1 protein-coding gene and 1 pseudogene are annotated in these 16,292 nt (G+C 74.1%); both read left to right on the top strand.

Going from position 1 to position 16,292, the window contains the following annotated elements; translation table 11 throughout:
- Positions 1-54: 54 nt before the first annotated feature.
- Positions 55-3,729 (top strand): annotated as a pseudogene (locus tag ACFVHO_RS24840) (type I polyketide synthase); the annotation flags it as partial.
- Entirely contained in the window at positions 3,706-16,212 is a 12,507-nt protein-coding gene (locus ACFVHO_RS24835) for a type I polyketide synthase (RefSeq protein WP_385718577.1), read from the top strand. The pseudogene ACFVHO_RS24840 and the gene ACFVHO_RS24835, both read left to right, overlap by 24 nt.
- Positions 16,213-16,292: the final 80 nt, after the last annotated feature.

Raw genomic sequence — 16,292 nt, 5'->3', positions numbered from 1 at the left:
CGGAAGCCCTCGAACGAGCCGAAGAAGCCGAAGTGCCCGAAGCCCCCGAAGTGCCTGCAGCACCTGAAGCAATCGACCGCACGACCAGCGCCACCAGCGCGGCCTTTATCAACACCACGAGGAGCTGACGACCAGATGTCGAACGAGGAGAAGCTTCGGGATTACCTCAAGCGGACGACATCCGACTTGCGTCAAGCTCGTCGCCGTCTGCGCGAGGTGGAGGAGCGGGACCAGGAGCCCATCGCCATCGTCGCGATGAGCTGCCGCTACCCCGGCGGCGTCCGCACCCCGGAAGAGCTGTGGCAGCTCGTCTCCGAGGGCACCGACGCCCTGACCCCCTTCCCCACCGACCGCGGCTGGAACGCGGACGCGCTGGACGACCCGGACCCGGACGACGAGGACGGCGGCTACGCCCGCGTGGGCGGATTCCTGCACGACGCCGACCGGTTCGACGCCCCGTTCTTCGGCATCTCGCCGCGCGAGGCGCTGGCCACCGACCCGCAGCAGCGGCTGCTCCTGGAGACCTCCTGGGAGCTGTTCGAGCGCGCGGGCATCGACCCGGCCTCGCTGCGCGGCAGCCACACCGGCGTCTTCGCCGGTGTCATGTACCACGACTACGCGTCGCGGCTGCACTCCGTGCCGGAGGACGTCGAGGGCTACCTCGGCACCGGCGCGTCCAGCAGCATCGTGTCCGGCCGCGTCGCCTACACCTTCGGCCTGGAGGGCCCGGCCGTCACCATCGACACGGCCTGCTCGTCGTCCCTGGTCGCCCTGCACCTGGCCATGCAGGCGCTGCGCCAGGGCGAGTGCTCCCTCGCCCTCGCGGGCGGCGTCACCGTGATGTTCACGCCCGGCACGTTCGTCGACTTCAGCAAGCAGCGCGGCCTCGCCTCCGACGGCCGCTGCAAGCCGTACGCCGACGCGGCGGACGGCACCGGCTGGGGCGAGGGCGCGGGCCTGCTCCTCCTGGAGCGCCTCTCGGACGCGCGCCGCAACGGCCACCAGGTCCTCGCCGTCGTCCGCGGTTCCGCCGTGAACCAGGACGGCGCGTCCAACGGCCTGACCGCCCCCAACGGTCCTTCCCAGCAGCGCGTCATCCTCCAGGCCCTCGCCAACGCCCACCTGGCCCCCGAGCAGATCGACGCCGTCGAGGGCCACGGCACCGGCACGACGCTGGGCGACCCGATCGAGGCCCAGGCCCTGATCGCCACGTACGGCCAGGACCGGCCCGCCGACCGCCCGCTGTGGCTGGGCTCCGTGAAGTCCAACCTCGGCCACACACAGGCCGCCGCCGGTGTCGCGGGCGTCATGAAGATGGTCATGGCGATGCGGGCGGGCGTCCTGCCCCAGACCCTGCACGTCGACGAGCCGAGCACCCACGTCGACTGGTCCGTCGGCGCCGTGGAACTCCTGACCGAGGCCCGCGCGTGGTCGGAGCGCGAGGACGGCGTGCCGCGCCGCGCCGGTGTCTCCTCCTTCGGCGTGAGCGGCACCAACGCCCACGTCATCGTGGAGCAGGCCCCGGTGGAGGAGCCCGCCGAAGCCCCCGAGAGCCCCGCAGCCCCCGCCCCGGCCGCCCCGGCGACCGCCCTGCCGTGGCTCGTGTCCGCCCGCACCGCCGAGGCCCTGGGCGCGCAGGCCGCGAAGCTCCGCGAGCACGTGTCGGCCCGCACCGACCTCGACCCCGTCGACGTCGGCTGGACCCTCCTGTCGGCCCGCGCCCTGCACGAGCACCGCGCCGTGATCCTCGGCCAGGACCGGGAGCAGTTCCTCACCGGCCTTCAGGCACTGGAGTCCGACGGCCCCGCGGTCGTCTCGGGCGCGGTCGCCGAGGGCCGCCTCGGCGTCGTCTTCACCGGCCAGGGCAGCCAGCGCGTCGGCATGGGGCGTGAGCTGTACGAGACGTTCCCCGCGTTCGCCACGGCCCTGGACGAGGTGTGCGCGCACCTGGACGGGCACCTCGAACGCCCTCTCAAGGACGTCATGTTCGGCACCGACGCCGAGCTCCTCGAGCAGACGGGGTACACGCAGCCCGCGCTGTTCGCGGTGGAAGTCGCCCTGTACCGGCTGGCCGAGTCCTTCGGCGTGCGGCCGGAGATCGTCGGCGGGCACTCCATCGGCGAGCTGACGGCCGCGTACATCGCGGGCCTGTGGTCCCTGGAGGACGCGGCCCGACTCGTCGCCGCCCGTGGTCGGTTGATGCAGTCCCTCCCGGAGGGCGGGGCGATGCTGGCCGTGCAGGCCGCCGAGGCCGACGTGCTGCCGCTGCTCGAGGGCGTGTCGGACCGCGTCGGTCTGGCCGCCGTCAACGGCCCGTCGCAGGTCGTGCTCTCCGGTGACCGCACGGTCCTGGAGGGCCTGGAGGAGAAGCTGCGCGGCGAGGGCCGCAAGGTCCGCTGGCTGAAGGTGTCGCACGCCTTCCACTCACCCCTCATGGACCCGATCCTGGACGAGTTCCGCGCCGTCGCGCAGGGCCTCGCCTACCAGGACCCGAAGCTGCCCGTCGTCTCCAACGTCACGGGCGCCCTCGCGGAGTCCGCCGACCTGAAGGATCCCGGCTACTGGGTCCGTCACATCCGCGAGGCCGTCCGCTTCCACGACGGACTCGTCACCCTCACCGGCTTCGAGGCGTCCACGCTCCTCGAACTCGGCCCGGACGCCGTCCTCACCGCGATGGCCCACGACACCCTCACCGACCCGGCCGCCCAGGCCGGTCTCGTCGCCGCCGCCCGCAAGGACCGCCCCGAGCCCGACACGTTCCTCACCGCGCTCGCGCAGCTGCACGTACGCGGCATCACGGTCGACTGGACGCCGCTCTACGCCCCCGTCGAGTCCCACGACCGCGTCGACCTGCCCACGTACGCCTTCCAGCACCAGAGCTACTGGCTGCACGCCCCGGCCCTCACCGGCGACGTCACCTCGGCCGGACTCACCGACGCCGACCACCCGCTGCTCGGCGCGGCCGTCCAGGTCGCCGGGAGCGACGCCCGGCTCTTCACGAGCCTCCTCTCGGTCGACGCGCACCCCTGGCTCGCCGACCACGTCGTCGCCGACCGGACGCTCCTGCCCGGCACGGCCTTCGTCGAGCTGGCCGTGCGCGCCGGTGACGAGGTCGGCTGCGACCTGCTCGAGGAGCTGATCCTCGAAGCCCCGCTGGTCCTGCCCGACGACGGCACCGGCGTCCAGCTCCAACTGTGGGTCGAGGAGCCCGACGACACCGGACGGCGCCCCTTCACCCTGCACTCGCGGCGCCAGAACGACGTCCCCGACGAGCCGTGGACCCGGCACGCGGCCGGTGTGCTCGCCGCCGCCCCGGCGGACGCGCGTCCCGCGGGCGCCGCCACCGGCCTCGCCCAGTGGCCCCCGGCCGGCGCCGTCGCCGTGGACACCACCGAGCTGTACGCGGGCTTCGCCGCCGCGGGCCTCGGCTACGGCCCGGCCTTCCAGGGCGTACAGGCCGCCTGGCGCCTCGGCGACGAGGTGTTCGCCGAGGTCGCCCTCGCGGACGCGGAGCGCGACGACGCGACCGCGTACGCGCTGCACCCCGCGCTCCTCGACGCGAGCCTGCACGGGCTCGCCCTGACCACCGTCGGCGACGACGGGACGGCGGGCGCCCGACTGCCGTTCTCCTGGACCGGCGTGACCCTGTACGCGACCGGCGCGTCGACGCTGCGCGTCCGCCTCACGCCCGCCGCGTCCGGCGCCGTGTCCCTCACCCTCGCCGACACCTCCGGCGAACCCGTCGCCACCGTCGACTCCCTCGTCCTGCGCGCCCTCGCCGCCGGGGACCTCGACGCCGCGTCCGGCACCGGCGACGACGACTCGCTGTTCCGCGTGGACTGGACCGTGGTGTCCGCACCCGCGCCCACCACGAGCGGCCCGTACGCCGTCCTCGGCGCCGACGAGCTGGGGCTGCGCGCCGCGCTCGCCGCCACCGGCGCGACCGTCACCGCGTACGCCGACGTGGCCGCCCTGGCCACCGCCGTGCGCGACGGCGCCACGCTGCCCGAGTCCGTCTTCGTGACCCGCGTCGACGGCACCCAGGGCGGCGACACCGCCGGATCCGTGCGAGCCTCCCTGTACGGCACGTTGGACGTCGTGGGGGAGTGGCTGGCGTTCGAGGACGGCGCCGACGCGCGCCTCGTCGTCGTGACCTCCGGCGCTGTCGGCGTCGGCTCCGGCGACGTGGTGTCGGGCGCGGGCGTGGTCGACGCGCCCGTGTGGGGCCTGGTGCGGTCCGCCCAGTCGGAGAACCCGGGCCGACTGGCCCTGGTGGACGTCGACGGCGCCGAGCAGGCGCTCGCACTTCTTCCGGGGGCTCTCGGCCTCGACGAGCCGCAGGTGGCGGTGCGCGGGGACGTGGTGTGGGTGCCGCGCCTCGCACGGGCCGTCGGCGGTGCCCTCGAGGTTCCCGCCGGTGAGTCCTGGCAGTTGGGCGTCACCGGCCGGGGCACGCTGGAGAACCTGGCACTGCTTCCCGTGGCCGCCGACGACGCCGAGTTCGGCGGCAGGACCCTCGCGGCGGGCGAGGTGCGTGTCTCCGTGCGCGCCGCCGGTGTGAACTTCCGCGACGCCCTCATCGCGCTCGGCATCTACCCCGGCGCGGCCCAGATGGGCACCGAAGGCGCGGGCGTGGTCGTCGAGGTCGGCCCTGGCGTGACGGACCTGACCGTCGGTGACCGCGTCCTCGGCCTCATCGACGGCGGTTTCGGGCCGCTGGCCGTCGCCGACGCGCGGATGCTGGCGCCGATGCCGGAAGGCTGGACCTTCGCGCAGGCCGCCTCGGTGCCGACGGTGTTCCTCACGGCGTACTACGCGCTGCGGGACCTCGCCGGGCTCGAAGCGGGCGAGTCGATCCTCGTGCACGCGGCCGCCGGTGGTGTCGGCATGGCCGCGGTGCAGCTCGCCCGGCACTTCGGCGCCGAGGTCTACGGGACGGCGAGCACCGGCAAGTGGGACGTGCTCCGCGAGTCCGGCATCGAGGACGCGCGGATCGCTTCCTCGCGCACCCTCGACTTCGAGGCGTCCGTCCTCGCGGCCAGCGACGGCCAGGGTGTGGACGTGGTCCTGAATTCCCTCGCGCGGGAGTTCGTGGACGCGTCGCTGCGGTTGCTGCCGCGTGGTGGCCGGTTCGTGGAGATGGGCAAGACCGACCTCCGCGACCCCCGCACCGTCGCCGACGCCCACCCGGGCGTCGAGTACCGGAACTTCGACCTCGCCGAACTGTCCCCCGACCGCGTTCGGGAGATGCTGGCGGAGGTTCTGGCGCTGTTCGAGCGGGGTGTGTTGTCGCCGTTGCCGGTGATGGCGTGGGATGTGCGGCGGGCGCCGGAGGCGTTCCGTTATCTGTCCCAGGCGCGGCATGTGGGCAAGGTTGTGCTGACGTTGCCGCCTGTTTTTGAGGCGCGGGGCACGGTGTTGGTGACTGGTGCGCTGGGTGGTCTGGGGCGGGTTGTGGCCCGGCATCTGGCGGAGCGGCACGGGGTGCGGGACCTGTTGCTGGTGTCGCGTCGGGGTGAGGACGCTCCGGGTGCGGGTGAAGTGCGCGCCGAGCTGGAGGAGTTGGGCGCTTCGGTCACCATCGCGGCGTGTGATGTCGCGGACCGCACGGCACTTCAGACGCTTCTTGAGTCCGTACGTTATGACCTGAGCGCGGTCGTGCATGTGGCGGGCGTGGTCGACGACGGTGTGCTCACCTCTCTGACGGCGGAGCGGTTGGACACGGTGCTGCGTCCGAAGGTGGACGCGGCGGTGAACCTGCATGAGTTGACGGCGGGTCTGGACCTGTCGGCGTTCGTGCTGTTCTCGTCGGCCGCGGGTGTGCTGGGCAGTGCCGGGCAGGCCAATTACGCGGCCGCGAATGCGTTCCTGGACGCGCTGGCTCAGTACCGGCGTGCTCAGGGTCTGCCCGCGACGTCTCTGGCGTGGGGTCTGTGGGCGGACCAGGGTGGCATGGCGGGTGCGTTGGCGGACGAGGACATCGACCGGATGAACCGGGCCGGGGTCGCCGCCCTGTCGGCCGAGGAGGGCCTGGCTCTCCTCGACGCCTCTCTCGCGCAGCCCGACGGCGCCCTCGTCCCGATGAAGCTCGACACCGACGTCCTGCGCCGCCAGTTCGGCGCGGACGTGCCCCCGCTGTTCCGGGGCCTCATCCGCGGCGGCGGCCGTACCCGCCGCGTGGTCGAGTCCGGACCCGCGGCGGCCGGGACCTCGCTCGCCGACCAACTGGCCGCCCTGGCCCCCGAGAACCGCGAGCGCGCCCTCCTCGACCTCGTCCGCGCCCAGGTGGCCGCCGTGCTCGGCTACGCCTCCGGCGACGACGTGGCGCCCACCAAGGCGTTCAAGGAGCTCGGCTTCGACTCGCTGACCTCCGTCGAACTCCGCAACCGCCTCAACGCGGCCACCGAGCTGCGGCTGCCCGCCAGCCTCGTCTTCGACTACCCGACGCCCAAGGTCCTCGCCCAGTACCTCGGCACCGAGATCCTCGGCGACCTCGCGGACACCCCGGGCACGGCCGCGGGCCGGAGCGCGCAAGTGGCGGTCGCGGCCCAGGACGAGCCCATCGCCATCGTCGCGATGAGCTGCCGCTTCCCCGGCGGCGTCCACACCCCCGAAGACCTGTGGCGGCTGCTCACCGACGGCGAAGAGGCCATCACCGAGTTCCCGGAGGGCCGCGGCTGGGACACGGCGTCCCTCTACGACCCCGACCCCGAGCGCGTCGGCACCAGCTACGCCCGCGAGGGCGGCTTCCTGCACGACGCGGGCGAGTTCGACGCCGCGTTCTTCGGCATCTCGCCCCGCGAGGCCCTCGCGATGGACCCGCAGCAGCGGCTCCTCCTTGAGACCTCCTGGGAGGCCATCGAGCGCGCCGGAATCGACCCGGCCGCCCTGCACGGCAGCCCCACGGGCGTCTTCGCCGGACTCATCTACCACGAGTACGGCTCCCAGCTCGCGAGCGTCCCCGAGGACCTCGGCGGCTACCTCGGCACCGGCAGCTCCGGCGCCATCGCCTCGGGCCGCATCTCGTACTCCTTCGGCCTCGAAGGCCCGGCGGTCACCGTCGACACGGCCTGCTCGTCGTCGCTCGTGGCCCTGCACCTCGCCGCGCAGGCGCTGCGCCAGGGCGAGTGCTCCCTGGCCCTCGCGGGCGGTGTGACGGTCATGCCCACGGCGGGCACCTTCCTGGAGTTCAGCCGCCAGCGCGGCCTGGCCCCCGACGGCCGCTGCAAGCCGTTCGCGGCCGCCGCCGACGGCACCAGCTGGGGCGAGGGCGTCGGCATGCTCGTCCTCGAGCGCCTGTCCGACGCCCAGCGCAACGGCCACCAGGTCCTCGCCGTCGTCCGCGGCTCCGCGATCAACCAGGATGGAGCCAGCAACGGCCTGACCGCCCCCAACGGCCCGTCCCAGCAGCGCGTCATCACCCAGGCCCTCGCCAACGCCCGCCTCACGACCACGGACGTGGACGCGGTCGAGGCCCACGGCACCGGCACGCCCCTCGGCGACCCCATCGAGGCCCAGGCACTCATCGCCACCTACGGCAAGGAGCGCCCCGCCGACCGGCCGCTGCTCCTCGGCTCCGTGAAGTCCAACATCGGCCACACGCAGGCCGCCGCCGGTGTCGCCGGTGTCATCAAGATGGTCATGGCGATGCGCCACGGCGTCCTGCCGCGCACGCTGAACATGGACGCTCCGACCCCCGAGGTCGACTGGTCGGCGGGCACCGTGGAACTCCTCGGGGAGTCCCGCGCCTGGCCCGAGCGGGACGGCGGCGCGCCGCGCCGCGCGGGTGTGTCATCGTTCGGCGTCAGCGGGACGAACGCGCACGTGATCCTGGAGCAGGGCCCGGCGGCCGAGGAGCCGGAGGCCGACGCGAGCGGTGACGCGCCGTCGCCGGTGCTCGCGGGCGTCGTACCGCTGGCGCTCTCGGCGAAGAACGAGGGCGCGCTGCGCGACCAGGCCGCCCGGCTGCGGGAGCACCTCCTGGCCCACGCCGGTCTCGAACTGGGCGATGTCGCCTGGTCGTTGGCGACGGCACGGTCCCGGTTCGAGTACCGGGGCGTCGTCCTCGGCGGCGACCGGGACGAGCTGCTCGCCGGGCTCGAGAGGCTGGCCCAGGACGACGCGAGCGCCCAGAACGTGGTCGCGGGGCGCGCACAGGGCGGCACGGCCCGTCCGGTGTTCGTGTTCCCGGGGCAGGGGTCCCAGTGGGCCGGGATGGCCCGTGAACTCCTCGACTCCAGCACGGTGTTCGCCGAGCGGATGCGGGAGTGCGGTGACGCGCTCTCCGAGTTCGTCGACTGGGATCTGCTCGATGAGCTGAGCGGCGACAACTTCGACCACGTCGACGTGGTCCAGCCGGTCCTGTTCGCCGTGATGGTGTCCCTTGCGGCCACTTGGCAGGCGGCCGGTGTGCAGCCTGCGGCCGTGGTGGGTCACAGCCAGGGCGAGATCGCCGCCGCGTGCGTCGCGGGTGCGCTGTCGCTGCGGGATGCGGCTCGCGTCGTGGCGCTGCGCAGCCTCGCCATCCGTGAGCTGTCGGGCAAGGGCGGGATGGTGTCCGTACCGCTGCCCGAGGCCGAGGTGCGGGAGCTGATCACCGCCTGGGACGACCGCATCTCGGTCGCGGCCGTCAACGGCCCCGCCCAGGTCGTCGTCTCCGGCGAGCCCGACGCCCTCGAAGAGCTGGTCGCCCAGTGCGTCGAGCGCGAGGTGCGGGCGCGGACGATCCCTGTGGACTACGCCTCGCACTCCGCGTACGTCGAGCAGATCGAGGAGCGGATCGCCGAGGCCCTGGCCGGGGTCGCCCCGCAGGACGCCGACATCCCGCTGTACTCGACCCTCACCGGGGCCTGGCTGGACGCAGACGCCCCGATGGACGCGGGCTACTGGTACCGCAACCTGCGCCAGACGGTCCTCTTCGAGCACGCCACCCGGGGCCTTCTGGCCGAGGGCCACGGCCTGTTCCTGGAGATGAGCCCGCACCCGGTCCTCACCGTGCCGGTGCAGGCCACCATCGAGGCCGCCGGACGCGAGGGCGCGGCAGTGGCCCTCGGCTCCCTGCGCCGCGACGAGGGCGGCGCCGACCGTCTCGCGGCGTCCTTCGCCGAGGCCCACGCGCACGGCGCGGAGCTGGACTGGAAGGCGCTCTTCCCGGGCGCCCGCACCACCGTCGACCTGCCCACGTACGCCTTCCAGCGCCAGCACTACTGGCTCCTGTCCGCGGAGCAGGAGGCGGGCGCCGAGCCCGCCCCGGCCGTGGACGAGGTGGAGGCGCGGTTCTGGGAGGCCGTGGAGCGTGAGGACCTGGAGGGTCTCGCGGCCGAGCTGGAGGTGGCGGAGGGTTCCGCCGCCGAGCTGGGTGCTGTGCTGCCGGTTCTGTCGTCGTGGCGGCGACAGCGGCGTGAGCGGTCCACCGTGGACAGCTGGCGCTACCGGGTGACGTGGAAGCCGCTGGCGAGCGGCGCGCTGCCCGGTCCGGTGCTGACGGGCCGGTGGCTGGTCGTCGTACCGGAGGAGGCTGCCGCGCACCCGTGGACCGCGGGTGTCACGGACGCGCTGGCGCAGGCCGGTGCGGACGTCGCCGAAGTCCGCGTCGGCGCCGATGAGTTGAACCGCGAGGCGCTGGCCGCGCGGCTGCGCGAGCAGATCGTCGGCGCCCCCGACGCCCCGGCCGTGTCCGAGCCGGTCGGTGTCGTGTCGCTGCTTGCCCTGGCCGAGGCACCCCACCCCGAGCACCCCGTGCTGCCCGCCGGTCTCGCGGGCTCCGTGGCGCTCGTCCAGGCCCTCGGCGACACCGGGACGGACGCGAAGCTGTGGGTGATCTCCAGCGGCGCCGTCTCCACCGGACGCAACGACCAGGTGGAGAGCCCCGCCCAGGCACAGACCTGGGGCCTCGGCCGTGTCGTGGCCCTGGAGCACCCCGAGCGCTGGGGCGGCCTCGTCGACCTGCCGGCCGTCCCCGAGAGCCGCGCCGCGGCCCGGCTCGCCGGGATCCTCGCGGGCGTCGGCGACGAGGACCAGCTCGCCGTGCGCGGCTCCGGAGTCCTCGTACGCCGCCTCGTCCGCGCCGAACCCGCAGCGTCCGCGAAGACGGCACCCGTGAAGGACGGCGCCACCGCGTCCCCGTGGACGCCCCGCGGTACTGTCCTGATCACCGGCGGCACCGGTGCCCTCGGCCCCCACATGGCGCGCTGGCTGGCCCGCGAGGGCGCCGAGCACCTCGTCCTGACCAGCCGTCGCGGCCCGGCCGCGCCCGGCGCCGACGAACTCCGCGCCGAACTGGAGGAGCTGGGCGTCCAGGTGACCATCGCGGCCTGCGACGTCGCCGACCGCGACGCCGTCGCCGCGCTGCTCGACCGGCTCGCCGCCGATGGGCACACGCTGCGCGCCGTGGTCCACGCCGCCGCGCTCATCGAGCTGGCGCCGATCGCCACCACCACGCTCGACGAGTTCGCCGAGATCGTCGCCGCGAAGGTCGCGGGCGCCGTCGTCCTCGACGAGCTCCTGGACGACACGGACCTCGACGCGTTCGTGCTGTTCTCGTCCATCGCGGGCGTGTGGGGAAGCGGCGACCACGCCGCGTACGCCGCCGCCAACGCGCACCTCGACGCCCTCGCCGAGCACCGCAGGGCACGCGGCCTGACCGCGACCTCCATCGCCTGGGGCGTGTGGAACGTCGTCAACCCGTACCTGAGCGGCAGCGCGCCGATCGACGTCGACCCGGAGCAACTGCGCCGCCAGGGACTGCCGTTCCTCGACCCGGACCTCGCGTTCGCGGGCATGCGGCAGACCCTCGACGACGACGAGACGTTCCTGGCCCTCGCCGACGTGGACTGGGACCAGTTCGTGCCCGTGTTCACCTCGCGGCGCGCCCGCCCGCTCCTCGCCGACCTGCCCGACGCCCAGCGCGTCCTCGCGGCCCAGGGCGGCACCGAGGGCGAGACGGACGGCGGCGACACGTCGTCCAAGGCGGCCGCGCTGCGCGAGCGCCTGACCGGCCTCGCCGGACCCGAGCAGAACCGGGTCCTGCTCGACCTCGTCCTCACCCACGCGGCCGCGGTGCTCGGCTACGAGTCCGCGCAGGCCCTCGACCCCGAGCGGGCCTTCCGCGAGTTCGGGTTCGACTCGCTCACCGCCGTCGACCTGCGCAACCGGCTCGGCGCCGGCACCGGTCTGAAGCTGCCCACCACGGTCGTCTTCGACCACCCCAACGGCACCGCCCTGGCCGCGTACCTGCGCACCCAGGTCCTCGGCGCCGACAAGGCCACCACCGCGACGCAGGTCGCACCCGTCGCCGCGGCCACCGACGAGCCCATCGCCATCGTCGCGATGAGCTGCCGCTACCCGGGCGGCATCAGCAGCCCCGAGCGGATGTGGGAGGTCCTGGAAGGGCGCGCCGACGTCGTCGGCGGCTACCCCGCCAACCGAGGCTGGGACATCGCCCACCTCTACGACCCGGACCCGGAGACCCCCGGCACCACCACGACCAGGGGCGGCGGCTTCCTGCACGACGCGGGCGCCTTCGACCCGGCCTTCTTCGGCATCTCGCCGCGCGAGGCCCTGGCCATGGACCCGCAGCAGCGCCTCCTCCTCGAAACCTCCTGGGAGGCCTTCGAGCGCGCCGGGGTCGACCCGCGCGCGGTCCGCGGCGAGGCCGCCGGAGTGTTCGTCGGCACCAACTACCAGGACTACGGCACCGGCCCCGGCCAGGTGTCCGCCGGATCCGAGGGGCACATCCTCACCGGCAGCGCGCCCAGCGTCATCTCCGGGCGCATCGCCTACACCTTCGGCCTCGAAGGCCCCGCGGTGACCGTCGACACGGCCTGCTCGTCGTCGCTCGTCGCCATGCACCTGGCGGCGCAGGCGCTGCGCCAGGGCGAGTGCTCCCTCGCGCTCGCCGGAGGCGTCGCCGTCATGTCGTCGCCCGGCGCGCTGATCGCGTTCAGCCAGCAGCGCGGCCTCGCCGACGACGGCCGCTGCAAGGCCTTCGCCGCCGCGGCCGACGGCATGGGCATGGCCGAGGGCGTCGGCATGGTGCTCCTTGAGCGCCTGTCCGACGCGCGCCGCAACGGCCACAAGGTCCTCGCGGTCGTTCGCGGCTCGGCGATCAACCAGGACGGCGCGTCCAACGGTCTGACCGCCCCCAACGGTCCGTCGCAGCAGCGCGTCATCCGCGCCGCCCTCGCCAACGCCCGCCTCACGCCCGCCGACGTCGACGCGGTCGAGGCCCACGGCACCGGCACCACCCTCGGCGACCCCATCGAGGCCCAGGCCCTCCTCGCCACCTACGGCCAGGAGCGCCCGGAGACCGGCGAACCCCTGTGGCTGGGCTCCATCAAGTCCAACATCGGGCACAGCCAGGCCGCGTCCGGCGTCGCGGGCGTCATGAAGATGGTCCTCGCCATGCACCACGGCGTACTGCCCCAGACGCTCCACATCGACGAGCCGACCCCCGAGGTCGACTGGACCGAAGGTGCCGTCGAGCTGCTGACCGAGGCCCGCGACTGGCCCGCCCGCCAGGGCGCGCCCCGCCGCGCGGGTGTCTCCTCCTTCGGCATGAGCGGTACGAACGCCCACGTCATCCTGGAACAGCTCCCGGCGGCCGAGCAGCCGCAGCCCACCGGGGCCGACACCGGGGACACCGATGAGGTGCCGTCGCCGGTGGTCGCGGGCGTCGTCCCGCTGGCCCTCTCGGCGAAGACCGAGGGCGCACTGCGGGACCAGGCCGCGCGCCTCCGCGAACACCTGATCGCGCGGGACGGCCTCGAACTGGGCGATGTGGCCTGGTCGTTGGCGGTCGCGCGGTCGCGGTTCGAGCACCGGGGCGTCGTCCTCGGGCGGGACAGGGACGAGCTCCTCGCCGGACTCGAGGCACTGGCCCAGGACGACGCGGCGGCCACGCAGGTGGTGTCCGGTCGTGCGCTCGGCGGCATCGTCCGCCCGGTGTTCGTGTTCCCGGGGCAGGGTTCGCAGTGGGCCGGGATGGCTCGGGAGCTGCTGGACGAGTCGCCGGTGTTCGCGGAGCGGATGCGGGAGTGCGGTGACGCGCTTGCGGAGTTCGTCGAGTGGGATCTGCTTGATGAGCTGAGTGGGGACAACTTCGATCAGGTCGATGTGGTCCAGCCGGTGCTGTTCGCGGTGATGGTGTCGCTGGCCGCGACGTGGCAGGCGGCTGGTGTGCGGCCTGCGGCTGTGGTGGGTCACAGCCAGGGCGAGATCGCCGCCGCGTGCGTCGCGGGGGCACTCAGCCTGCGGGACGCGGCTCGCGTCGTGGCCCTGCGCAGCCTGGCGATCCGTGAGTTGTCGGGTAAGGGCGGGATGGTGTCCGTGCCGCTGCCCGAGGCCGAGGTGCGGGAGCTGATCTCGGCCTGGGACGGTCGGATTGAGCTTGCCGCCGTGAACGGTCCTGCTCAGGTGGTGGTCTCCGGTGAGCCGGAGGCCCTCGAAGAGCTGGTCGCCCAGTGCGTGGCGCAGGACATCCGCGCCCGCACGATTCCCGTCGACTACGCCTCGCACTCCTCCTACGTGGAGCAGATCGAGGCCCAGATAGTCGAGGCCCTGGCGGACGTGTCTCCCCAGGCCGCCGAGGTACCCCTGTTCTCGACCCTGACGGGGGAGTGGCTGGACGCCAACACCCCCATGGACGCGGGCTACTGGTACCGCAACCTCCGCCAGACGGTTCTCTTCGAGCACGCCACCCGCGGCCTCCTCGCCGAAGGCCACGGCCTGTTCCTGGAGATGAGCCCGCACCCGGTCCTCACGGTCCCGGTGCAGGCCACGATCGACGCCACCGACAGCCAGGCCGTCACCCTGGGCTCCCTGCGCCGCGACGAGGGCGGCGCCGACCGCCTGGCGGCCTCGCTCGCCGAAGCGCATGCCCACGGCGCGGAGCTGGACTGGAAGGCCCTCTTCCCCGGCGCCCGCACCACCGTCGACCTCCCCACCTACGCCTTCCAGCGCGACCACTACTGGCTGCTCGCCCCGCAGGCGGAGGAGGAGCCCGAAGGCGCGCCGCTGGCCACGGACGAGGTCGAGTCGCGGTTCTGGGACGCCGTGGAGCGCGAGGACCTGGAGCAGTTGGCCAGTGAGCTGGACGTGGCGGACGGTTCCGCCGCCGAGCTGGGCGCGGTCCTTCCCGCTCTCTCGTCCTGGCGGCGGCAGCGGCGCGAGCGGTCCACCCTCGACAGCTGGCGTTACCAGGTCGCCTGGGAGCCCCTCGCGGGCGGACTTCCGGCCGCCGGTCCGACGGGTCGCTGGCTGGTCGTCGTACCGCAGGAGTCGTCGGAGCAGGGTGCCGACGGGCGGCCCGCGTGGGCTGAGGCCGTCACCGAGGCCCTGGCGCGGTCCGGAGCCCAGACGCACGAACTCCGTGTCGCCGCTGGCGAGATGACGCGTGAGGCGCTGGCTGAGCGGCTGCGCGAACTGGCCGCAGGGCCGGACGCGGAACTGTCCGGTGTGCTCAGCCTCCTCGCCCTCGACGGGGCCGCACCCGCCGACGGGATCGGTGTCTCCGCCGGTCTCGCCGGAACCGTCGCCCTCGTCCAGGCCCTCGGCGACGCCGGGATCGGCGCGCGCCTGTGGGCCGTCACCAGCGGCGCCGTCGCCACCGGACCCGCCGACCACGCCGCCCTGCCCCCGCAGGCGCAGGTGTGGGGCCTCGGCCGGGTCGCGGCCCTGGAGTGCCCCGACCGCTGGGGCGGCCTCGTCGACCTGCCGCAGGACCCCGACCAGCGGGCCGTGTCCCAGCTCGTCGGGATCCTCGCCGGTGCCGGGGACGAGGACCAGCTCGCGGTGCGGCAGGCGGGCGTGCTCGTCCGCCGGTTCGTGCGGGCGCCTATCGGCTCGGGCGTGACGCCGCAGTGGACGGCGCGCGGTACGGCGCTGGTCACCGGTGGTACGGGTGCGATCGGCGGGCATGTGGCGCGGTGGCTGGCCCGTGAGGGTGTCGAGCACCTGGTGCTCACCAGCCGTCGCGGCCCGGACGCCCCGGGCGCCGTCGAACTCCAGGAGGAACTGGAGGAGTTGGGCGCCAAGGTGACCGTCGCGGCCTGCGACGTGGCCGACCGCGACGCCGTCGCCGCGCTGCTCGGCCGCCTCGCCGAGGACGGGCACACGCTGCGCTCCGTGTTCCACGCGGCGGGCGTCGGCCAGGGCCAGCCGCTCGCGGAGACCACGGCCGCCGACATCGCCGGTGTCCTGGAGGCGAAGGTCGCGGGCGCCGCGCACCTGGACGCGCTCCTCGACACCGACGCGCTGGACGCGTTCGTGCTGTTCTCGTCCAACGCGGGCGTGTGGGGCAGCGGCAGTCAGGGCGCGTACGCCGCCGCCAACGCGCACCTCGACGCCCTCGCGGAGCGGCGCCGGGCGCGCGGCCTGACCGCCACCTCCGTGGCGTGGGGCCTGTGGGCCGGTGGCGGCATGGCCGGGGACGACGGCGAGGAGCAGTTCCGCCGTCGCGGCCTCAGGCCGATGGCACCGGACCTCGCGGTCGCCGCGCTCGCCCAGGCCGTGGCGCGCGACGAGACCTTCGTCGCCGTCGCCGACCTGGACTGGGAGCGGTTCGCGCCCGCCTTCACCTCGGCGCGGACGAGCCCGTTCATCGGTGACCTGCCCGAGGTGCGCAGGTACGCGCGGTCCCTGGCCGCCGAGCCCGAGGCCGACGCGGGCACCGGCGACGACGCGGCCGCCGGGCTGCGGCGCCGCCTGGCCCCGCTCACCGAGCCGGAGCGCGAGGTGATCCTGCTCGACATCGTGCGCACGCACGCGGCCGCCGTGCTCGGCTACACCGGAGCGGAGTCCGTCGACGCCCACCGCGCCTTCAGGGAGCTGGGCTTCGACTCCCTGACGGCCGTGGAGGTCCGCAACCGCCTCAACAAGGCCACGGGGCTCCGGCTGCCCGCCACCCTCGTGTTCGACTACCCGACGTCCGTCGTCCTGGCCCAGTACCTGCGTACGCAGCTGCTCCAGGACGACACCGCCGGGGTGGACTCCACCCTCCAGGAGCTGGACCGCCTGGAGGCGGGCCTCAGCTCCATCGCGCCCGACGACAGCGCCCGCATGCGCATCACGATGCGCCTGGAGGCACTGATGTCGAAGTGGAAGGGCGCGGACGCCGAGCCGCCGGCCGACGGCGAGGAAGTCTCCTCGCGACTCGAGTCGGCGTCCGCCGATGAGGTCTTCGACTTCATCGACAAAGAACTCGGCATTTCTTGAATCAGCACAGCCTGAATCAGTCCGACCGGGCCGGTCACCGGCCCGGTCGGCCCGACCGGTGCGGTTTTTCTTGTGACTAC

It is taken from the genome of Streptomyces sp. NPDC127108, from assembly GCF_042677545.1.
Taxonomy (GTDB): domain Bacteria; phylum Actinomycetota; class Actinomycetes; order Streptomycetales; family Streptomycetaceae; genus Streptomyces.
Note: the sequence above shows the minus strand (reverse complement) of the source record. Positions and strands in the feature narration are given on the sequence as shown.